Genomic DNA, 21443 nt, shown 5'->3' on the forward strand with positions numbered 1-21443 from the left:
CTCATCCACGCTCTCCTCACGGAGCCTGAATCAGATCGCGCCTCTCACATCAATGGGTCCTGACCCTAAGGCGTTGCTCCATCGCGGCGAGGATGCCCGCCTTGTCGGTCAGGCGGACGCAGATGATGAACGGGAAGTCGAAGCGGTCGCGATAGGCTGTATTGAGCGCTTGGAAGCGGTCGAACTCGGCGGGCGTCAGGCGGTCGAGACCGGCAGAGGCTTGCTCGGCGGTCGAGGCCGCTGTCAGCGTGCGGTCGATCGCGGCCTTGCCGGCGAGTTCGGGATGCGCGCGGATCAGGGCGAGCTGGTCTTCGGGGCTTGCGGCGTGGACCGCGGCCATCAGTCCGGCGTGCACGTCGGTGAAGGGGAGCCGTTCGGCGGCGCGTTCGACGACCCAGGGCGAGTGCTCGAACAGGGCGGCATGGCGCGCGACGAACGCTTCCGCGGCGGTCAATGCGTCGTCCCTTCGAGGCTGACATGCGCGGAGACGACTTTCCAGCCATCGGCGAACTTCACCCAGGCCTGCGTCTGGCGGCCGCGGCGGTCGCTGGCTTCGCGGTGGAATTCGGCGTCGGCGGTGGCGAACGCATCGCCATAGACGGTGATCGCGACGCGGCCGAGTTTGCGCTGGGGCGACCCGCCGCGGCCTTTGCGGAAGTCGCGGATCGCGTCGATGCCGTACAGGACTTCGCCGACCCCGTAGCGGTTGGTGGTGGGCGCGGCGTGGAACAGCGCGTCGAGCGCGGCGACGTCGTCGGCCATCAGCGCGCGCTCATAGGCTTCGAACGCCTGGGTCACTTCGGCGAGCAGGACGGGGTCGTCGATCATCATGCGGGGTGCACCTCCATCCAATGGCGGGCGATATCGATGCGGCGTGCGACCCACGCGTCTCCGCTGGCGATGACGTGGTCGATGAACTTGCCGAGCGCGAGCGCGCGGGCGGGGCGGCCGGCGATGCGTGCGTGGAGGCCGACCGACATCATCCGCCCGCCTTCGCTGCGCAGTTGCTCGAACGTGTCGCGAAGGTAGCGGAAGAACTGGTCTCCTTCCGTGAAGCCGTTCTGGCTCACGAACTTCATGTCGTTGGCGTCCAGCGTGTAGGGGACGATCAACTGCCGGCCGACCCAGTAGGGCAGGTCGTCGGCATAGCTGTCGGCATCGTAGGCGAAGCCGCCTTCCTCCGCGACGAGCCGCGCGGTGTTGGGCGAGGTGCGGCCTTGGTACCAGCCAAGCGGGCGGGTGCCGGTCAGGCGGGTATGGAGCGCGACGGCTTCGGCGATGTGCGCGCGTTCGACGGCTTCGGGGACGGACTGATAGTCGATCCAGCGGAGGCCGTGGCTGGCGATTTCCCAATCCGCGGCGAGCATCGCCTCGACTGCGGCGGGGTTCGTCTCGAGCGCTTTGGCGACGCCGAAGACCGTGACGGGAAGCGCGCGTTCGGTGAACAGGCGGCGGAGGCGCCAGAAGCCGGCTCGCGCGCCATATTCGTAGAGGCTTTCCATCGCCATCGCACGGTCGGGGTGGCTTGCTGCGCCGACCATTTCGGAGAGGAACGCCTCGGAACCGGCGTCGCCGTTGAGGACGCTGTTCTCGGCGCCTTCCTCGTAATTGATGACGAACTGCACGGCCACGCGTGCGCCGCCGGGCCAGCGCGGATCGGGGGGTGTGGCGCCGTAGCCGATCAGGTCGCGCGCGGGAGTCATGCGTGCCAGGCCTCGAGCGCGGCCTTCACCGCTTCGCCGTCGGGGAGCAAATAGCCCTCAACTTTGAGGCATGCCTCGAGTGCGGCGAGGGTCAGCAGCACCTTATGCTTCATCGCGTTATAGCCCATCGCGCCGAGCCGCCAGATTTTGCCCTGAAGCGGTCCGAACGCGGTACCGATCTCGATCTCGAAATGCTCGCGCATCGCGGTGCGGACGCGTTCGCCGTCGACGCCGTCGGGGATGTAGACGCCAGTCACGTTGGTCATCCGGTGCGCGTCATCGCCGAAGACCCTGAGGTCCATGGCGCGCAGGCCGGCGGTCATGGCACGGCCGGCTGAGGCGTGGCGGGCATAGCGCGCGTCGAGGCCTTCGCCGAGCGCCAGCCTTGCGCATTCCCTTGCCGCGTAGAGCATCGACGTTGCTTCGGTATGGTGGTTGAGGCGCTTGTCCGACCAGTAATCCATGATCATCGCGAGGTCGAAATAGTTGGATCCGATGCGGGGGCCGGCGCCGTCGGAGATGTCGTCGCGACGGATGCCGCGCTCGACATGGCGGCGTGCCGCGATGTGCGCCGCGGCGGTGTCGGAGATCGTGATCGGGGCCGAGCCGGACGGGCCGCCGAGGCATTTCTGCAAGCCGCCGGTGACGACGTCGATGCCCCAGCGATCGGTCGCGATCTCCATGCCGCCGATGGTGGCGGTCGCGTCGACATAGCTGAGCGCGCCAGCCGCCCGGCATAGCGCGCCGAGCCCTTCGAGCGGTTGCGCCATCGTCGTGGAGGTATCGCCGTGAACCGAGGCGACTACCTTGGGGGCGGTGCGTTCGATGGCGGCTGCGATCGCGTCTAGCGGGACGGTCTCGCCCCAGGGTGCCTCGACGGTTTCGACGACCGCGCCGATCCGGGCGAGGATCTCGGTGAGGAGGAGCCCGAAGCGGCCGAAATTGACCACGAGGACGGTGTCGCCGGGCGTGACGAGGCTGACCAGCGCCGCCTCGATCCCGGCGCGCGCGGTGCCGTCGATCAGCATCGTCCAGTGGTTGGTCGTGCCGAAGACCGGGCGGTAGAGCGCCATGACCTGGTTCATATAGGCGGTCATCTCGGGGTCGAACTGGCCAAGCAGGTCCGCCGCCATCGCACGCAGAACCCGCGGGTGCGCGTTGATCGGGCCGGGGCCCATCAGCAGACGCTGCGGAGGATCGATTTCCCCGAACAACAGGGGGTCAAGCAGGATCAAGGGTCGCTCCCAGTCTGTCGATGAATCCGGACATGACGGCCAGCGCGATCTCGGCATCGGCGGGGTCGACATGTTCGGCGGGGTTGTGGCTGATCCCGCCGCGGCAGCGGATGAAGAGCATCGCCGTCGGGCAGAGCGCGGCCATGACCATCGCGTCGTGGCCTGCGCCGGAGACTAGGCGGCGGATCGGTTGGCCTGCGGCGGCGGTGGCGGCGTCCAGCAGGTCCATGAGGGCGGGGTCGCAGGGGCTGGCGGGGAGGTCGTGGATAAGAGTGATCGCTACGTCGAGGTTGCGTCCTTCGCCACCATCTTGCGCAAAACCGCTGTTCCCCCGCGAAGGCGGGGGAACAGGAGCCACGGACGGTATCGCTTGTAACCCTGGGCCCCCTCCTTCGCGGGGGAACGAGGAGGGAGCGGCGATCACACGGATGGCTTCGAGGATGTCCGCGGCGGCCTCGTTGCGTCGGGCCGCGTCCCCTGCGCGAACGTCGAGCGTGAAGGTTACGCTGCCGGGAATGACGTTGGCCGCGCCGGGCGATGCTTCGATGCGGCCGACCGTGGCGACCAGATCGGAGGCCGCGGATCGCGCGATCGTTTCGACCGCCAAAATCATCTCGGCCGCGCCGGCGAGCGCGTCGCAGCGGAGCGGCATCGACGTGGTGCCGGCATGGCCCGCGGTGCCGGTGACGGTTATCTCGTAGCGGAGTTGCGCGGCGATGCCGGTGACCGTGCCGACGGCCAGGCCCTCCGCTTCGAGCAGCGGGCCCTGTTCGATATGCGCTTCGAGATAGGCGAGCGTGGCGCCGCGCGGGCGGGCGGCGGTGAGGTACTCGGCGACGTCCAGGCCCATTTCGGCAAGCGCTTCGGCAACCGAGACGCCGTGCACGTCGACCATGTCGAGCGCGGCGGCGTCGAGCGTGCCGGCGACCGCGCGGCTGGTCAGCATCGCGGCGGGGAAGCGCGAGCCTTCCTCGTCACCGAACGCGATCACCTCGATCGCGAAGGGCAGGCGGCGGCCTTGCAGCGCGGCAACGGCTTCGATCCCGAGCATGATGCCGAGCGGACCATCGTACCGCCCGCCGTCGCGGACGCTGTCGATGTGGCTCCCGATGATCAGCGCGGGCGCATCGGGCGTGAGGCTTTCGTAACGCCCGATCAGGTTGGCGGCGGGATCCATCCTGATCTGCATGCCGGCTTCGACCATCCATGCCCCCACGCGGTCGAGCGCGGCGCGATAGGCGGGGGTGAGATAGCCGCGGTAGAGGCTGTCCGGCAGGTCGCTATACGGTGCGACGCCGAGTTCGTCGCAGCGGGCGATGGCGCGGGCGCCGCCGGGGGGAAGGGCGCTTACCATGCCGCCACGCCGCCATCGCTGCGGGGATCGGTCGCGCCTTCGAGCCGGCCATTGGCGTGGCGGACGATCGCACCGGCGTGGCCCATCATCGGCGTCAGCGGGCCGACGCGTTCGACGTCGTGGCCTGCTTCGGCGAGTGCTGCGTACAGGCCGTCGGGCAGGCCGTCCTCGATCTTGAGCGTCGTGCTCTGTTCGCCCCAGGTACGGCCGAGCAGCCAGCGCGGCGCGCTGACCGCGGCTTGGAGATCGCTGCCGTACCGCGCGTAGCGGGTGAACAGCGCGGCCTGGGTCTGCGGCTGGCCTTCGCCGCCCATCGTGCCGTAGGCCATCGTCCGGCCGTCGTCGAAGCGGGCGAGCGCGGGGTTGAGCGTGTGGAACGGTTGGCGGCCGGGTCTCAGCGCGTTCCAGCCGCTCTCGGCGAGGCGGAACGAACTGCCGCGGTTCTGCCAGGTGATGCCGGTGCCGGGCAGGACGAGGCCCGACCCGAACTCGAAATAAGTCGACTGGATCGCACTGACCACGCGGCCCTCGGCATCGGCAGCGCCGAACCAGCACGTATCGCCCCATTGTGGCGGCTGCGGCCAGGCGAGCGCGCGGGTCGGGTCGATCCGTGCGGCCAGCGCATCGAGCGCGGCGGCGTCGTCGAGCAACGCCTGCGGTTCGTCGGTCATGAAACCGGGATCGCCGCAATGCCGGTCTCGCCACAGGAATGCCTGCTTGGTCGCCTCGATCAGGCCGTGGATATGGTCGAACCCGTCGCCCTGCGCCGCTGCGAGCCGATCGAAGAGAGCCAGGATCAGCAGCGACGCGATTCCCTGCGTCGGTGGCGCGGTGTTGTAGAGACGCGCGCCGTCGATGCGGACGGTCAGCGGCGCCGGCCGCGTCGCGCGGTGGTTGGCGAGATCGGCGAGTCCGACCGGGCTGCCGAGCACCGCGAGGTCGGTCGCGATCCGTGAGGCGAGTTCGCCGCGGTAGAAATCGTCGAGCCCGTTCGCCGCGAGGCTGCGGAGGGTCTCCGCCAACAGCGGTTGGCGCAGGCGATCACCGGCGCGAAGGGGACGGCCTTCGGGTTCGAAGATCGCGGCATAGGCGCCGGGTTGCCTGCGAAGCTCGTCGCCTTTCGCGGCGGCGATCGCCGCGCCGCCCGTGGTGACGGCGACGCCGGCCTCCGCATGGTCGATCGCGTCGCGCATCAGGCGGTCGAGGGTCAGGGTGCCGCCAGCCTGCTCCAGCGCCGCGGCCCATCCGGAGATCGTGCCGGCGACCGTATTCGCCGCCAGCGGACCGCGGTTCGGCACCGCGTCGAGGCCGGTATAGAGGGACAGGTCCGCCTTGGCTGCGGCGGCACCGCAGCCGTGAACCGCGCGAACCTCGCCGTCCGGTTCGCAGATCAGCCAGAAGCCGTCGCCGCCGATCCCCGTCATGTGCGGATAGACCACCGCCAGCGTGGCGGCGACCGCGACCGCCGCCTCGACCGCGTTGCCGCCGTCGCTCAGCACCCCAAGTCCGGCCTCTGCCGCGAGATGGTGTGGCGCGGTCACCATCCCGTTCGCACCGCTGATGGTGGCGAGCGTCATGTCAGTTGGGCAATACCGCGACGAACGCGCGGACGACGTCGGCGGAGTTGACTGCGGCAAGCTCCATGAACACCGTCATCTGGTTCGCGCCCGCATCGCCGCCGGCGAGATCCGAGAGGCTGCGGAAGACGATCACCGGGACGGCGTTGGCGTAGGCGACCTGCGCCACCGCGGCGCTTTCCATGTCGAGCACAGGCGCTTTGTAGGTCTGCGACAGATAGGTGCGGAATTCGGCGTTGTCGGCATAGACGCCGGCGCTGACCCCGGTGCCGCCGACGACGATCTTGGGCGTTTCCGCGAGACAGCCGGGCGCTTTCGCATCCCCGGATACGCACCGCCGCAGCTTTACGCCGGATGCGACTTTCCGCGCCAAGGCGAGCATCGCCGGGTCGACCGGGAAGGCGTAGTGGCGACGCGCCGGCTCGGCCGCATTGCCGACGCGGACGCCGCGGGGGAACATCATCCCGTAGTTCCTCGGCGCGTCCGCATCGGTCGTCTCGGGCGGCGTCCAGCCATCGCCGGCCTTCCTGGCGAACGAGACTTCGAGATATTGCGCCCAGTGTTCGGGGACGACGACGTCGCCGATCGACAGCGCCGGATCGACGCCGCCGGCGATTCCCGAGAACACGATCCGCCGCACCGTGAAGCGATCGAGCACGAGCTGCGTGTTCATCGCTGCGTTTACCATGCTGACGCCGCTCTGCATCAACAGCACGGGCTTGCCCGCCATCGTGCCGGTGAGGAAGGTCAGGCCGTTGATCTTGTAAGTCTTCGGCGTGTCGACGGAGTGCGCGAGCGATTCCCACTCGGGCGCGAACGCGGTCATCACGACGGTGCGCGGGGTGGCGTCGAGCGGTTCGGCAACCGCGGGCGTGGCGACGATCGCGAGCAGGGCAAGGCAGAGTATCTTCATGCGGCGGCACTCATCCAGACGAAGCGAACGACGAACAGGCCGGCGAGCAGGAACAGGAACCAGTCCTTCCGCTCCGCCTGGCCGCGCAGCAGTTTCAGCGCGGCGTGCGCCGTGATCCCGAAGGCGAGGCCGTTGGCGATCGAGAAGGTCAGCGGGATCATCGCCACCGTCAGGAAGGCGGGGATCGCCGATTGCGGATCCTCCCACTGAACCTCGGTCAGTGGCAGCAGCATCAGCCCGCCGACGATGATCAGCGCGGGCGCGGTCGCTGCGAGCGGCACGATCTGCGCATAGGGCGCGACGAACATCGTCAGCAGGAACAGGATGCCGGTGACGACCGCGGTGAGCCCGGTGCGCCCACCCTCCTGCACGCCCGCCGCGCTCTCGACATAGCTGGTGACGGTGCTGGTGCCCGCCATCGATCCGACGATCGTCGCTGCCGCATCGGCCATCAGGATGCGGTTGAGGCCGGGGATGCGGCCCGCGGCGTCCATCAGCCCGGCGCGCTTGGTGACCGCGACCAATGTGCCGATATTGTCGAACAGGTCGACGAACAGGAACACGAACAGGATCTCGAGCAGGCCGAGGCCGTGCTTTCTGCTAAGACCGAACACGCCCGGCAGGTCGAGCGCGAAGGCGGTGCCGGTGAGCGCGGACAGGCTGTACGGCGCGGGCGTCACGGTGACCTGGCCGAAGATCCAGGCGACGAGCGTGGTCGCGACGATCCCGATCAGCATCGCCCCGCGCACTTTCCAGACGCTGAGCGTGGCGATCAGGAGCAGACCGAACAGGGCCAGCGCCGCGCCGGGTGCCTTCAGGTCGCCGAGTGCCACGAAGGTCGCTGGGTTGGCGACGACGATGCCCGCGTTCTTCAGGCCGATGAAGCCGATGAACAGCCCGATCCCGCCAGCGACGGCGGCGAACAGGTGCATCGGGATGACGGCGACGATCAGCTGTCGCACGCCGGTCAGCGTCAGGATCAGGAACGCGACCCCCGACAGGAAGACGCAGCCGAGCGCGACCGGCCACGGCACGCCCATCTGCTGCACCACCGTGAAGCTGAAATACGCGTTCAGTCCCATGCCCGGCGCCAGCGCCAGCGGCGTGTTGGCGACGAAGCCCATCAGGATCGAGCCGAATGCCGCGGCAAAGCACGTCGCCGCCGCGACCGAGGCGATCGGCATGCCCGCCTGGCCGAGGATCGCGGGATTGACGAGCACAATATACGCCATCGTCAGGAAGGTGGTGAAGCCGGCCAGCACCTCGGTGCGCGCGGACGTACCGCGTTCGGTCAGGCTGAAGTACCGGTCGAGTCGACCCGTTGCTGCTGTCATGCGTCTTTTCCCCAAACCCCGGGCGGCGGAGACACTCCGATCACCCCCCTGTCTTCCAGCATGGCGGCGAAACGGAACAGCGTCGATTCTCCATTGGGCCGCCCGATCAGCTGAAGCCCTAGCGGCAACCGTCCCGGCCTCCGCAACGGCACGCTGAGCGAGGGAAGGCCGGTGAAGCTGATCGGCTGCGTGTGGATGCCGAGATCCGACCTCGCGGGTTTCAGCATGCCATCGATCGTAATGCGCGGATCGGCGACCAGTGGCGCCACGCACGGCGCGGCAGGGGCGAGCAGAACGTCATGCTCCGAGACAAGATCGACGATCATCGCCTCGAACGACCTGCGAAAGTCCTGCGCGGCGTCGCAGAGCGCGCGGGGGATAAGCGCTCCGGCGAGGAGGCGGTCGCGGGTGGCTGGATCGAACGCCATCGCAACCTTTGCCAGCGCCGCGCGGTGCAGCGTGCCGCCCTCGTACGCTGTGATCAGGAACGCCGCGGACCGCGCTCGGGCGATGTCGGGGAGGTCGACCACGCGCGCGTCGGGAGCGATCTCGGAGATCGCTGCCAGCTGGTCCGGATCCGCATTTTGCAGGAAGCGACCGCCCAATTGCCCGACACGAAACTCTTGGTCGGGATCGTCAGCGGGGGCACTCCCCCGCAACACCTCCCATACGCGACGAAGGTCGGCGACCGAGGTCGTGAACGGGCCTATATCGTCGAAGCTCTCGGCAAACGGAAACACACCGCCCATCGGCAGGTCGCCATGCGTCGGTTTAAGCCCATAGACACCGGTCAGGCTGGCCGGCACCCGGATCGAGCCGTTGGTGTCCGAGCCGAGCGCGAAAGGCAGCAGCCCGGCGGCGACCACTGCGGCCGATCCGCCCGACGATCCCCCCGCGAGCCGATCGAGATCGTGCGGATTGCGTGTCGTCCCATGCCGCGCGTTGATCGTCGCGAAGCCATAGGCGAACTCGTCCATGTTGAGCGTCGCGACCAGAACGGCCCCGGCCTCGCGCAGCCGGCGGATCGCTTCGGCATCGGCTCGGGCGGGTTCAGCGTCAGCGTAGATCGTCGAACCGGCGGTCGTCGGCAGGCCGGCGACGTCGAACAGGTCCTTCACGCCATACGGCACGCCCGCCAACGGGCCGGGATCCCGCCCCGCCGCGACTTCGTCGTCGATTTGCCGCGCCTCTTGACGCGCACGATCATGAAGGACGCGCGTGACCGCACCGAGGCGACGATCTTTGCTCTCCAGATTGGCGAGACAGCGTTCGATGACGGCACTCGCGGTGATCCGGCCTGCACGAACGTCGCGGGCGATGGTTACCGCGCCGATCATCGACCGGTCTCCCGGCTTCCGTCGCGTAAGTTGCTGGCGTGCGTGTCGAGGAGGGCGAGGTTTGCGACGACGCCGGCCACGCACGCGTCCGGTATGACCAGATCGATGCCCGCCGCCGCTAGCGCGATCTCGGCATCGGTGCGGGGAAGGGCGAGCGAATCCTGGTCGACGTGATCGGCCGATGTACTTGGTGTCGCGGTGTTCGCGTGCCCGGCGCGTGGCGCGCCCGACAGGCAATGCATCACGTGCCGGACCCAGAGCAAGGTCATCGCCTATGTGCCTCGAGACGTGCCGAAATCGCCCTGGATCCGCCATCTCGCGGGGTTCGAGAGACGACTATAAGAGGCGGCAGGAGGGTGGGACGGGACATTGCGGGCATGATGCCCGGTTCGATCCGACCGATCCACCACATTGAATTGCGTGTATCGTTGCAAAAATGAGCGCACCCCCGTTCGCGAGCGGTGGAACGTTGCAACCTCGTCACCCTGATACGGACGATCGTGAAAAAATCTTCATCTGCGGTTGAGAACCAATATCAATAACTGCTAACGCCCGCTCGTGAATCGGGGGTGTATGCAGTCTGTAGTTCTAAACCGGTACGCCGCGACGTGACCGTACGGCGCGCCCTGTTCCAGGTTCACTGGTTCCTCGGCATCACGGCCGGGTTCGTTCTCGCGCTGATGGGCGTCACGGGCGCCGGGATGGCGTTCGAGGACGAGATCATGGCAGCGCTCAGTCCCGGTGTCGTCAGAATCGCAGCGCCCACCGGACGTGCGAACGCTCTGTCTCCCGACGCGCTGGCCGCCGCCGCTGCCTATCAGCGCGATGGTGCGCGCGTGCAGGACGTGACGATCGAGCGCGATCCGACGCGTGCCGCCGCAGTGCATTTCGCGCCCGAAAAAGGCCAGCGACTGGGCGATCGCAGCTATATCGATCCGCGTACCGGCGTGTTGTTGGGCAAGGCGACCGGCGCCGGCGTCTTCCGCACGATCGAGAATCTGCACCGCTGGCTGGCGCTGCCGGGTGCGGGCAACGGCGTCGGCCGGCAGATCACCGGGTTCTCGGCGATCGCGCTGATCTTCTTCGCGCTGTCGGGGTTGTACCTGCGCTGGCCACGCCATCCGCTCGACTGGCGTGCGTGGTTCGTGCTGGACCTGCGCAAGACCGGGCGCAACCTGTACCGTGCGCTTCACGCGGTGATCGGCGGGTGGATGCTCGCCTTCTATCTGCTGAGCGCGTTGACCGGGCTGTGGTGGTCCTATGGCTGGTACCGCGAGGGCGTGCGGTATGCGCTGACCGGCAAGAGCGCGCCCGCCGAACGCCGCACCGCTGAACGCGGCAAGGACGATGTACCGACCAGCCCGTCGCTGCCGATGGGACCCGCCTGGGCGAGTTTCCTGCGCAGCGACGGCGCGCACTACGACCGCGTCGTCGTCACGCTGCCGACCGGGGACAAGCCAGTGACGATGCGCGTCCTGCCGCAAGGCGCGCGGTTCGACCGGATGACCGACGAACTGCGCTTCGATGCCGCCACCGGCGCGTCGCTCAAAACGGATCGCTATGACGACCGCAGCATCGGCGAGACGATCGCGACCAACATCTATCCGCTCCATACAGGGGCATTCTTCGGGCTGCCGGGGCGTATCGCGCTGTTCCTGACCAGCCTGACGATGCCGTTGTTCACGGTGACCGGGCTTCTGCTGTATCTCGCGCGCCGCCGCAGCAAGCGTGCGCTGGCGGCGGTCATGACGTCTGGACAGGCGGAGGACGGCACGGGCGTCCTGGTCGTCCATGCCTCGCAGACCGGCGGTGCGGAGCGGCTCGCGCGGCTGAGTGCCGCCGCGTTCCCGCAGGCGACGGTGCGCGCGATGGCGGCGGTGTCGCCTGCCGATCTGCGTGCAGCCGGCACCGTGCTGTTCGTCGTCGCGACCTATGGCGAGGGCGATGCACCCGATTCGGCGCACGCGTTCGAGCGCTCGGTCATGGCGATGCCTGCCGATCTGTCGGGCGTCGACTATGCGTTGCTCGCGCTCGGCGACCGCGAATATGTCGATTTCTGCGCGTTCGGCCACCGCGTCGATGCGTGGCTGCATGCCAGCGGCGCGCGGCGGCTGTTCGACCTGGTCGAGCTCGACGGCGACGATCCCGACGGCGAGCGCCACTGGCAGCAACAGCTGCACGCGATCGGTGCCGATGCCGCACAGTCCGACTGGCAGCCCGCCGCCTATGCGCCGTGGCCGCTAGTCGAACGCACGCTGGTCAATCCGGGCAGCCCGGGTGCGCCGGTCTACCGCGTCGTCCTGGCCGCGCCGGCCGACGCCGACTGGACACCGGGCGCGATCGCAGAAATCCAGCCGCGCCACGATCCCGCGCGGATCGACCGCGTGCTCGCGGCCTGCGATGCGACCGACGATGCCGCGTTGCGCAACGCACTCGCCACCGCGATCCTGCCGGAGGATGGCATGGTCGATCCCGACGCGCTGAAACCGCTGCCGCACCGTGATTATTCGGTGGCATCGATCGCAGCGTCCGGGATGGTCGAGCTGCTCGTGCGGCAATGTCCTGCGGCGGATGGCGGGCTGGGGATCGGCTCGGGCTGGCTCACGAAGATCGCGGCGATCGGCGATCCGATCCCGGTTCGCATCCGCGCGAACCCCGGGTTCGCCGCGCCGGAGGACCCGGCCACGCCACTCGTACTGATCGGCAACGGGACCGGGCTCGCCGGGTTGATGGCGCATCTGCGAGACCGTGCGCGGACCGGTGGCGGCGCCGCGTGGCTGTTCTACGGCGAACGCAGCGCAGGCCATGACCGGCCGTTCGCAGACGAACTCGATGGGCTGCTCGGCCGTGGGACGCTCGCCCGGATAGATCGCGCGTTCTCCCGCGACGCCGAGTGCGGTCGGTACGTCCAGCACCTGCTCTCCGAGAACGCGTCCGGGATCGTCGACTGGGCCGACCGCGGCGCCGCGTTCTACGTCTGCGGCAGTCTCGCCGGGATGGCGAGCGAAGTCGATGCCGCACTCCGGGCGATCCTCGGCGACGATCGTGTCGAGACGATGATCGCCACCTCCTTGTACCGTCGGGATATCTATTGATGCACGTCCGTTACGCCTTGCTTGCCTCGAGTCTCCTTGCCGCGCTCGCACCATTTCCAGCCGCGGCGCAGGACGGCTCGCTGCTCGACGAGATCCTGGTGACCGGGCGTCGCCACAGCGTCCGTCCCGAGCAGGCAGCCGGGGCCACTCGCACGCAGACCCGGATCGAGGATATCCCGCAGGCGATCCAGGTGATCCCGCGCGAAGTGATCGACGAACAGCAGATCACGCGGCTCGGCGATGCGGTCGCCAATGTGTCGAACGTCCAGCAGGGCGGCACGCAGGGCAATCGCTCCGAGCTGTTCATGGTGCGCGGGTTCGAGGTGAATTCCTACGCGATCGACGGCATCCTGCTCAGCCCCGCGCAGAACTTCACCGAGACGGTTCGCGATCTCGCCAACGTCGCGCAGGTCGAGGTGTTGAAGGGCCCCGCATCGGTGCTCTACGGGCGCGGCGAGCCGGGCGGCACGATCAACATCGTCACCCGCCGCCCTTCGCAGGAATTCGGACTCGAGGCGGCGGTGCAGGCCAATGATTTCGGGTTGCGGCGGGGACAGCTGTCGGTGACCGGGCCGCTCACCGACACGCTCGCCGCGCGCGTCAGCATGGCAGGGCAGGAGACCGGCAGCTTTCGCGATGACCAGGCGGACGGCGCCCGCGTCTTCTTCGCGCCGACGCTCGCATGGCGTCCCGGTACGAAGACGCGCGCCGATATCGACTATGATTACACCTATCAGGCCAGCCCGGGCGACCGCGGCCTGGTCGTCGTCGGCAACACCGTCGCGGGCCCGGTCGGGCGCAGCTTCGGTGAGCCCTGGTCGAAGAACTACGGGCGCTCGCACACCATCCGCGGTCGCATCGAGCACGACGTCGCCGACTGGCTGACGCTGCGCCAGATCGTCTCGCGCCAGTCGGGGGACAGCGGGCGGACGGTCGCCGACTTCACCGGTCTCAGCACCGACGGGCTGTTCGTTCTGCGTCGCGGCGTGAAGCAGGTCCAGCAGGTCTCTGCGACCACCAGCCAGAGCGAGGCGCTGGTCCGCTTCCGCACCGGTCCGCTGGAGCATCTGTTGCTCGCCGGCTTCGAATATGTCGACGCACACCGCGACACCAGCGAGGCACGCGCGACGCTGGCGCGCATCAGCATCGCCAACCCGGTCCAGGACGCGCAACCCGGCGCATTCGTGCCGGCAAGGACGATCGCGGTCGATGCGCGCTACCGCGCAGGCTATGTCCAGGACCAGATCGGCATCGGCGACACGATCGACATTCTCGCGGGCGTGCGCTGGGACGATGTCGACCAGACGACCGTCGACAACAGCGCCCGCACCGTCGAGAACGGCCGGCGCGCATCGCCGCGGCTTGGTCTCGTTTGGCATCCGCACCCGGTGCTCGCGGTGTACGGCAACTGGTCGACCTCGTTCCGGCCACGTAGCGCCAGCATCTTCGGCGGCGGCTCTGCCCCGCCCGAAACCGGCCGCCAATACGAGGCCGGCATCAAGCTGACCCCGGCGGACGGCCGCTTGATCGCCACCGCCGCGGTGTTCGACATCACCAAGAACAACGTGTCTAGCGCCGATCCCGACAATAGCGGCTTCGTCGTGGTGACCGGGCAGCAACGCGTGCGTGGTGCCGAGATCGACCTCAGCGGCGAGATACTGCCGGGCTGGCGAATGATCGCCAGCGCCGGCTATCTCGATGCGACGGTAACGCGCGACAGCGTGATCGCGGTCGGTAACCGTCTACGCGGCGTACCCGAATTCAGCGCCAGCCTGTGGACCACCTATCGCGTCGCCAATGGCCCGCTGGCAGGTATGATGCTGGGCGCGGGTGCGACGCGTGTCGGCGAGCGCGAGGGGGACCTTGCCAACACCTACAGCATTCCGGGCTATACGCGCGTCGACCTGACCGCCGACTACCGGATCGCGGACCGCTACCGCCTCGGCCTGATCGTCCGGAACGTCGCGGACACGTTCTACATCGAACAGCCGGTGGCGCGCACGACCAATTATCCGGGCGCACCCCGTACCGTATCGGTTCGCCTCGCGGTCGAGATCTAACGGCCTGCTACGGCAGGCGCCGCAGCTCGAATGGCCGCCGAAGAGCGTATTACGCCATCGCCGCCATGCGCGCGGCGATCTTCTCTTCCTCGGTCCAGACCTTGCGCACGCGCTCCTTCGTCGGCTTGACCTGCTTGACCGGGCCACCGCCCAGTACCGGCGCGCGCTTGGTCGAGTGGCGCGCCACTTCGCAATGCCATTCGTGATCGTCTTGCACGGTCAGGGTGCGACCGATCTCGCGCTCGACGTCGTGCAGCCAGGCGCGCTGTTCTGCGTCGCACAGCGTGATAGCAAAACCGCTGCGGCCTGCGCGACCGGTCCGGCCGATCCGGTGGACATAGCTTTCCGGGAGGCTGGGCAGGTCGTGATTGAAGACATGCGTCACCGTGTCGACGTCGATCCCGCGTGCGGCGATATCCGTCGCCACGAGAACCTGCACGGTCCCGGCGCGGAAGGCGTCGAGCGCGCGCTCGCGCTGACCCTGCGACTTGTTGCCGTGCAGCGCTTCGGCGGTGATGCCGGCCTCGCCGATGAAGGCGCAAACCTCGTTGGCGATGTTCTTCTGCAGCGTGAAGACGACCGCCTGACCCATGTCCGGCGTCTGCAACAGGGCCAGCAGCGCGGCCTTCTTGTCGGCGGCATCGAGGAACATCACCGACTGCTCGATCCGGTCGACGGTGGTCGATGGCGGGGCGATCTCGACCTTTGCCGGATCGCTCAGAAGGCTCTCGGCCAGCGCGGCGATCGACTTCGGCATCGTCGCCGAGAACAACAAGGTGTGGCGATCCGCCGGCAGCGTCGCGACGATCCGCTCGATCGGCTTGGCAAAGCCCATGTCGAGCATCTGATCCGCCTCGTCGAGCACCAGCGCCTCGAGCTGCGACAGGTCGCACAGGCCCTGGTCGATCAGGTCGAGCAGGCGGCCCGGTGCCGCGACGATGATGTCGACGCCAGCCCCGAGCGCCTTGACCTGGTGGAACTGGCTGACGCCACCGAAGATCGTCGTCACGCGCGGCTTCAGATGGCGGCCAAAGTTCTCGAAGCCGGCGGCGATCTGCGACACCAGCTCACGCGTTGGCGCGAGAACGAGGATGCGGGCTCCATTTTTGGGTGCAGGCCGAGGATCGGCAGCAAGCCGGTGCAGCAGCGGCAGCGCGAACGCTGCGGTCTTGCCCGTGCCGGTCTGCGCCATACCGAGCATGTCGCGACCCTGCAGAAGCATCGGGATCGATTGCGCCTGGATCGGTGTCGGGCTGACATAGCCCTCTTCAGTGAGCGCCTGCAGCAAAAATGGCGCAAGGGCGAGATCGGCGAAAGTCATGGTCATTGTCACGCGGCGCCTCCAGCGCTGAGCTAGGCTGCGCCTCGTGAGGCTTAGCGTATTGGCGAGCGCGGGCTGTTAGGTGCGATGCTGCACTGCGTCAACGTGGAATGCTGTTTTGGCAGGCTGAGGTCTGCGCTGACGGAGAGCGTCAGGCGGGCTATGCTCGGGCCAAGCTGGCAAGTCGGCTCTTGCACCCCGCACTTCAATGTATAGTATACGATATCCGAATGGAGATGATTATGCTTGCGAGCCGCCGGGATGTGTTGATGGGGACGACGGCCGTGGCGCTCTTGTCGGTGGGCGAACAGGCGTTCGGCAAGGATATGGCGACGCTGTTGCCGTCGCGGGCCAAGCCCCTGCCGCTGTCCGCGGTACGATTGCGACCATCCGTCTACGCGACCGCGGTCGAGGTCAATCGCGCGTATCTGCTGCGGTTGAGCGCGGATCGGCTGCTGCACAATTTCATGGTCTATGCCGGGCTTCCCGCCAAGGCGCCACTGTACGGCGGATGGGAAAGCGATACGATCGCCGGGCATACGCTAGGCCATTACCTGACCGCGCTGGTTCTGATGCATGCGCAGACCGGTGACGCGGAATGTCGTGTCCGGGCCGAGTACGTCGTCGCGGAACTGGCACGGGCGCAGGCCAAGCGCGGGACGGGGTATATCGGCGCGCTGGGGCGCAAGCGTAAGGACGGGACGGTCGTCGATGGCGAGGAGATCTTCCCCGAGGTGATGCGCGGTGAGATCAAGTCGGGCGGGTTCGATCTCAACGGCTCGTGGTCGCCCTTGTATACGGTGCACAAGGTGTTTGCGGGGTTGCTCGACGTGCACGCGGCGTGGGGCAACACGCAGGCGCTGGCTGTCGCGACCGGACTCGGTGCGTATTTCGCAAGGGTGTTCGCAGCCCTCGACGATGCGCAGATGCAGCAGTTGCTGGGGTGCGAATATGGCGGCCTGAACGAGAGTTTCGCCGAGTTGTCGGCGCGGACCGGGGATCGTCGCTGGCTCGATGTGGCGGAACGGCTCTACGATCGAAAGATGCTCGATCCGATGGTCGCGGGTGAGGACAAGCTGGCCAATTTCCATGCCAACACGCAGGTGCCGAAGCTGATCGGCCTGGCGCGGATCCACGAACTGACCGGCAAGCCCGCGCCTGCGAATGCCGCGCGGTTCTTCTGGAATACCGTCACGCAGCACCACAGCTATGTGATCGGCGGCAATGCCGACCGCGAGTATTTCTCCGAACCCGACAGCATCGCCACGCACATCACCGAACAGACGTGCGAGCATTGCAACAGCTACAACATGCTGAAGCTCACGCAGCAGCTATACGGCTGGGCGCCGGACGGCGCGATGTTCGACTATTACGAGCGCGCGCATCTGAACCATATCATGGCCGCGCAGAACCCGAAGAATGCGGGCTTCACCTATATGACGCCGCTAATGACGGGGTCGGCGCGCGAGTATTCGACACCGGCGGACGACGCGTTCTGGTGCTGCGTCGGTACGGGCATGGAGAGCCATGCCAAACACGGCGAGGCGATCTTCTGGGAGGGCGGCGATACGCTGCTGGTCAATCTCTTTATCCCGGCGGAGGGGCGGTGGAAGGCGCGCGGCGCGGTGCTGACGCTGGACACGCGCTATCCCTACGAGCCGGAATCGCGACTGACCCTGACCAGGCTTGGCAGGCCGGGCCGCTTTCCGATCGCGTTGCGCGTGCCGGGCTGGGCGAACGGGCGCGCGACGGTGACGGTCAACGGCACCACGGTCGTGCCGGTGATCGCGAAGGGCTATGCGGTCGTCGAGCGGCGGTGGAAGGCCGGCGACGTCGTCGCGATCAGCGTGCCGCTCGACCTGCGGCTGGAGAGCGCGCCGGGCGACGTCGATACGGTCGCGGTGCTGCGCGGGCCGATGGTGATGGCGGCCGATCTCGGATCGACCAACGTGAGGTGGGAGCGAGCCGATCCGGCGATGGTCGGTGCGGACCTGCTCGCCGCGTTCACGCCGACCGCGACCGGCGACGCGACCTACGCGACGCACGGGATCATCCGGCCCGGCGACCTGAACTTCGTCCCGTTCTACAGCCAGTACGACCGGCGCAGCGCGGTATATTTCAAGCGGTTCAGCGAGACCGCGTGGAAGACCGAGGAGGCGGCATTCCTGACCGAACAGGCGCGGTTGAAGGATATCGCCGCACGGTCGGTCGACGTGATGCATCTGGGCGAGATGCAGCCCGAGCGCGATCATGCGCTGACGTCGGAGATTTCGTATCCGGTCAGCTATCGCGGGCGGAATGGGCGTGATGCGCGGTCGGGCGGTTTCTTTGAATTCGCGATGAAGACCCGCGCAGGGCCGCTGGTGTTGCAGGCGACCTATTGGGGCGACGAACGCGCGCGCGATTTCGATATTCTGGTCGACAATGTGAAGGTCGCGACGCAACATCTCCAGGCGGACAAGCCGGGCAAGTTCTTCGATGTGGATTATCCGCTGCCGGTCGCACTGACGAACGGCAAGGCGAGCGTGAAGGTGCGGTTCGTGCCGCATGATCGATCGTCCGCCGGGCCCGTGTTCGGTGTGCGGATCGTGACCACCAAGCCGGGTGCCGCCGTATGAGCGAAGACGTGCGGATGACGCTCGACGAGGTGCGGGCACTGGCGCGCAAAGTCCTGCTCGGGGCAGGGCTGTCGCGCGCGCATGCCGAAGCGGTGGGGGAGACGATGGTCGCGGGCGAGCGCGATGGCTGCGCGAGCCACGGCATCTACCGCCTGCTGGTCGCGGCGAACAGCATCGCGAAGGGCGTCGTCGCGGTCGATGCCGATCCGGCGGTGAGCGAACCGGCGCCAGCCCTGGTCCGCGTCGATGGCGGCGGCGGGTTCGCGCAACTCGCGTTCGAGCGCGGCCGACCGCTGCTGGCGAAGAAGGCGCAAGGGTACGGGATCGCCGCGCTGGCACTCAACAACGTCGTGCATTTCGCGGCGTTGTGGCCCGAGGTCGAGGCGCTGGCGCAGGATGGCCTCGTCGCACTCGCGGTCACGCCGAGCCATGCCTGGGTAGCGCCGGCCGGTGGCACGCAGCCGGTGTTCGGGACCAATCCGATCGCGTTCGGCTGGCCGCGGCCGGGGCGCGAACCGTTCGTGTTCGACTTTGCGACGAGTGCGGTCGCACGCGGCGAGATCGAACTGTATCGGCGCGCGGGGAAGGCGGTGCCCGACGATTGGGGCTATGATGCAGATGGGCAGCCGACCACCGAGGCGGCGGCGGTGTTGAACGGCGCGATGCGGACGTTCGGCGGGCACAAGGGCTCGGCGCTGGCGGCGATGGTGGAATTGCTCGCGGGTCCGCTGATCGGCGACATGACCAGCCGGGAGTCGCTCGAGGCGGACGCGGCACGTGGCGGGTCGCCGATCGGCGGCGAGCTGATCATCGCGATCGATCCCGCCGGGTTCCTCGGCAGTGCCGTGACCGAGCATCTCGCGCGTGCGGAAGCGATGTTCGGCGCGATCGAAGGGCAGGGCGCGCGCCTGCCGTCGCAGCGGCGTTACGCGGCGCGGGCGCGGAGTCTGACCGAGGGCGTGGTTATACCCGCCGCACTGTACCGCGACATCATGGCGCTGGTTCCAGGAGAATGACGATGAAGGCTCTGATCCTGTTGCTTGCGCTAGGCTCCACGGCGGGGGCGGCAATGCCGGCCAAGGCTCCAAAGGCGGCTGCGGCGGCGACGTCTGCGGATGCGCGGTTCAAGGCACTCTACACGTCGGAATATGCGTGGCGGCAACTTCAGTTTGCGCAGGGCGAGGACAACCCGAACGCCGCGCCCCGCCTGCCGGACGTTGGCCCCAAGGCGCAGGCCGACCGTCTCGCGCGCTGGACCGACGTGTCGCGCCAACTGGCGGCGATCGCGCCCGCCAGCCTCTCGCCGGCCAACCGTGTCAATTACGCCGTCTATGCGCAACAGATCGAAACCCTGCTCGCCGAGCAACGCTATCGCGACTACGAAAAGCCGCTGACCGCGGACACGAGCTTCTGGGGCGATGTCGCCGAGGGCGCGCGCGGCAATTTCAAGTCGGTGAAGGACTATCGAAATTACATCGCGATGATGCGGCAAATCCCGCGCTATTTCGACCAGCAGACCGGCAACATGCGCGCGGGGCTCGCGCGCGGGTTCACACCGGCGCGAGTGACTCTGACGGGGCGCGATATCGGCGTTGCGCAGGTCGCGGAGGCGAAGACGCCGGTGGAGTCGCCGTTCTACGAGCCGTTCAAGACATTCCCCTCGACGATCCCTGCCGCCGACCAGGCTGCGCTGAGGGCCGAGGGCGCGGCGGCGATCTCGCAGGCGGTCGTGCCCGCCTATGCGACGCTGCTGAAGTTCCTGCGCACCGACTACATCCCGCATGCCCGTGAGGCGCTGGCGGCGTACGACCTCCCCGACGGCAAGGCCTATTACCAGTCGAAGCTCCGCGAATACACCACGCAGGACCTCACGCCGGAGCGGATTCATACTCTCGGGCTTGCCGAGATCGCCAAGATCCGCGCGCGGATGGACGGTGTCATGCGGAGCGTGAAGTTCCAGGGCGACCTGCAGGCGTTCTTCAATCACCTGCGCACCGATCCGCAATTCTATCCCAAGACGCCGAACGAGCTGCTGTACCGCGCTGCGTGGATCGCCAAGACGTTCGACGGCAAGGCATCGCAGTGGTTCGGCCACCTGCCGCGCAGCCGGTTCGCGATTCGGCCGGTGCCCGCGGACATCGCGCCGTTCTATACCGGCGGGCGTGGTGGGCCGGGCATCTATCTGGTCAACACCTATGCCCTGCCGTCGCGGCCGTTCTATTCGCAGGTCGCGCTGACGCTGCACGAGAGCGCACCGGGGCATGCGTTCCAGATGCCGCTCGCTTCCGAAAACAAGGCCCTGCCGGCGTTCCGGCGCGACACGTATCTGTCCGTCTATGGCGAGGGGTGGGCGCTGTATTGCGAAACGCTCGGCGAGGACATGGGGATGTACGAGACGCCCTACGACCTGTTCGGGATGCTGAGCTATCAGGCATGGCGCGCCGCACGGCTGGTGGTCGATACCGGCATCCACGCCAAGGGCTGGAGCCGGAAGCAGGCGCAGGACTATCTACACGACAATACCGCGCTGTCGGATCACGAGATCGAGACCGAGGTGGACCGCTACATCGCGTGGCCGGGGCAGGCGCTGTCCTATTACATGGGGCAGATGGCGTTCCAGGCGGCGCGGAAAAAGGCGCAGGACAAGCTCGGCGCGAAGTTCAACATCCGCGCGTTCCACGACGCGATGCTCGAAATGGGATCGGTGCCGGTTCCGGTCATCGAAGCGCGCACGGATCAGTTGATCGCGGAAGGCGGGAAGGGGCCGTATCCAGACGAGGAGTGAGTGCGCGGCAAGGTTTGCCCGGCACTACTGCGTTTTATGTAGTGGTTGAGTGCTCGCTGTTCCGCATGGGAGATAGCTGTTCGACGTTCGCGTGCGGCTCCGATGCTCCAA

The 21443-nt window shown here is 67.7% G+C and carries 16 protein-coding genes; 5 read left to right on the plus strand and 11 right to left on the minus strand.

What is annotated here, in order from left to right; genetic code table 11:
• Positions 1-49 precede the first annotated feature (49 nt).
• Genes uraD through IFT67_RS00050 form a run of 10 tightly spaced genes read right to left on the minus strand, consistent with a single transcriptional unit; the run spans position 50 to position 9722 of the window.
• On the minus strand, positions 50-454 hold the full coding sequence (gene uraD / locus IFT67_RS00005; RefSeq protein WP_192144547.1) for a 2-oxo-4-hydroxy-4-carboxy-5-ureidoimidazoline decarboxylase: 405 nt from the start codon (positions 452-454) through the stop codon (positions 50-52).
• Positions 451-831: an oxalurate catabolism protein HpxZ gene (gene hpxZ / locus IFT67_RS00010; protein ID WP_192144549.1), complete on the minus strand. Its 381-nt coding sequence runs from the start codon at positions 829-831 to the stop codon at positions 451-453. Before hpxZ ends, uraD begins: the two co-directional genes overlap by 4 nt.
• On the minus strand, positions 828-1703 hold the full coding sequence (gene puuE, locus IFT67_RS00015) for an allantoinase PuuE (RefSeq protein ID WP_192144551.1): 876 nt from the start codon (positions 1701-1703) through the stop codon (positions 828-830). The genes hpxZ and puuE overlap by 4 nt, the downstream gene beginning before the upstream one ends.
• Complete coding sequence (pucG, locus tag IFT67_RS00020; RefSeq protein WP_524539091.1) at positions 1700-2938, minus strand: (S)-ureidoglycine--glyoxylate transaminase; 1239 nt, start codon at positions 2936-2938, stop codon at positions 1700-1702. Before pucG ends, puuE begins: the two co-directional genes overlap by 4 nt.
• Positions 2925-4292, minus strand: coding sequence for a Zn-dependent hydrolase (locus IFT67_RS00025; protein ID WP_192144553.1), 1368 nt, complete (start codon positions 4290-4292; stop codon positions 2925-2927). The genes pucG and IFT67_RS00025 overlap by 14 nt, the downstream gene beginning before the upstream one ends.
• Entirely contained in the window at positions 4286-5869 is a 1584-nt protein-coding gene (locus IFT67_RS00030) for a gamma-glutamyltransferase family protein (RefSeq protein ID WP_192144554.1), read from the minus strand. Before IFT67_RS00030 ends, IFT67_RS00025 begins: the two co-directional genes overlap by 7 nt.
• Before the next feature lies 1 nt (position 5870).
• On the minus strand, positions 5871-6782 hold the full coding sequence (locus IFT67_RS00035) for a 5'-methylthioadenosine/S-adenosylhomocysteine nucleosidase (protein WP_192144555.1): 912 nt from the start codon (positions 6780-6782) through the stop codon (positions 5871-5873).
• On the minus strand, positions 6779-8116 hold the full coding sequence (locus tag IFT67_RS00040; RefSeq protein WP_192144556.1) for an NCS2 family permease: 1338 nt from the start codon (positions 8114-8116) through the stop codon (positions 6779-6781). Before IFT67_RS00040 ends, IFT67_RS00035 begins: the two co-directional genes overlap by 4 nt.
• A complete protein-coding gene (locus tag IFT67_RS00045; protein WP_192144557.1) occupies positions 8113-9453 on the minus strand; it encodes an AtzE family amidohydrolase in 1341 nt (446 codons plus the stop codon). The genes IFT67_RS00040 and IFT67_RS00045 overlap by 4 nt, the downstream gene beginning before the upstream one ends.
• Entirely contained in the window at positions 9450-9722 is a 273-nt protein-coding gene (locus IFT67_RS00050) for a hypothetical protein (RefSeq protein ID WP_192144558.1), read from the minus strand. Before IFT67_RS00050 ends, IFT67_RS00045 begins: the two co-directional genes overlap by 4 nt.
• Before the next feature lie 339 nt (positions 9723-10061).
• Between IFT67_RS00050 and IFT67_RS00055 the strand changes: the two genes are divergently transcribed.
• Positions 10062-12548: a PepSY domain-containing protein gene (locus IFT67_RS00055; RefSeq protein WP_342450514.1), complete on the plus strand. Its 2487-nt coding sequence runs from the start codon at positions 10062-10064 to the stop codon at positions 12546-12548.
• The gene (locus tag IFT67_RS00060; RefSeq protein ID WP_192144559.1) at positions 12548-14608 is read left to right on the plus strand and encodes a TonB-dependent siderophore receptor; all 2061 of its coding nucleotides are present in this window, start codon (positions 12548-12550) and stop codon (positions 14606-14608) included. Before IFT67_RS00055 ends, IFT67_RS00060 begins: the two co-directional genes overlap by 1 nt.
• Positions 14609-14657: 49 nt before the next feature.
• Here the strand turns inward: IFT67_RS00060 and IFT67_RS00065 are convergent, their stop codons facing one another.
• Positions 14658-15935: a DEAD/DEAH box helicase gene (locus tag IFT67_RS00065; RefSeq protein ID WP_192144560.1), complete on the minus strand. Its 1278-nt coding sequence runs from the start codon at positions 15933-15935 to the stop codon at positions 14658-14660.
• Positions 15936-16198: 263 nt separating this feature from the next.
• Between IFT67_RS00065 and IFT67_RS00070 the strand changes: the two genes are divergently transcribed.
• The 3 genes from IFT67_RS00070 to IFT67_RS00080 are packed head-to-tail and all read left to right on the plus strand — an operon-like array spanning position 16199 to position 21332.
• Positions 16199-18547, plus strand: coding sequence for a glycoside hydrolase family 127 protein (locus IFT67_RS00070; protein ID WP_244647109.1), 2349 nt, complete (start codon positions 16199-16201; stop codon positions 18545-18547).
• Positions 18544-19563, plus strand: coding sequence for an Ldh family oxidoreductase (locus IFT67_RS00075; RefSeq protein WP_192144561.1), 1020 nt, complete (start codon positions 18544-18546; stop codon positions 19561-19563). Before IFT67_RS00070 ends, IFT67_RS00075 begins: the two co-directional genes overlap by 4 nt.
• Before the next feature lie 2 nt (positions 19564-19565).
• On the plus strand, positions 19566-21332 hold the full coding sequence (locus IFT67_RS00080; RefSeq protein ID WP_192144562.1) for a DUF885 domain-containing protein: 1767 nt from the start codon (positions 19566-19568) through the stop codon (positions 21330-21332).
• The last annotated feature ends 111 nt before the right edge of the window (positions 21333-21443 follow it).

Source organism: Sphingomonas sp. CFBP 13728 (assembly GCF_014841895.1).
Classification (GTDB): Bacteria; Pseudomonadota; Alphaproteobacteria; order Sphingomonadales; family Sphingomonadaceae; genus Sphingomonas.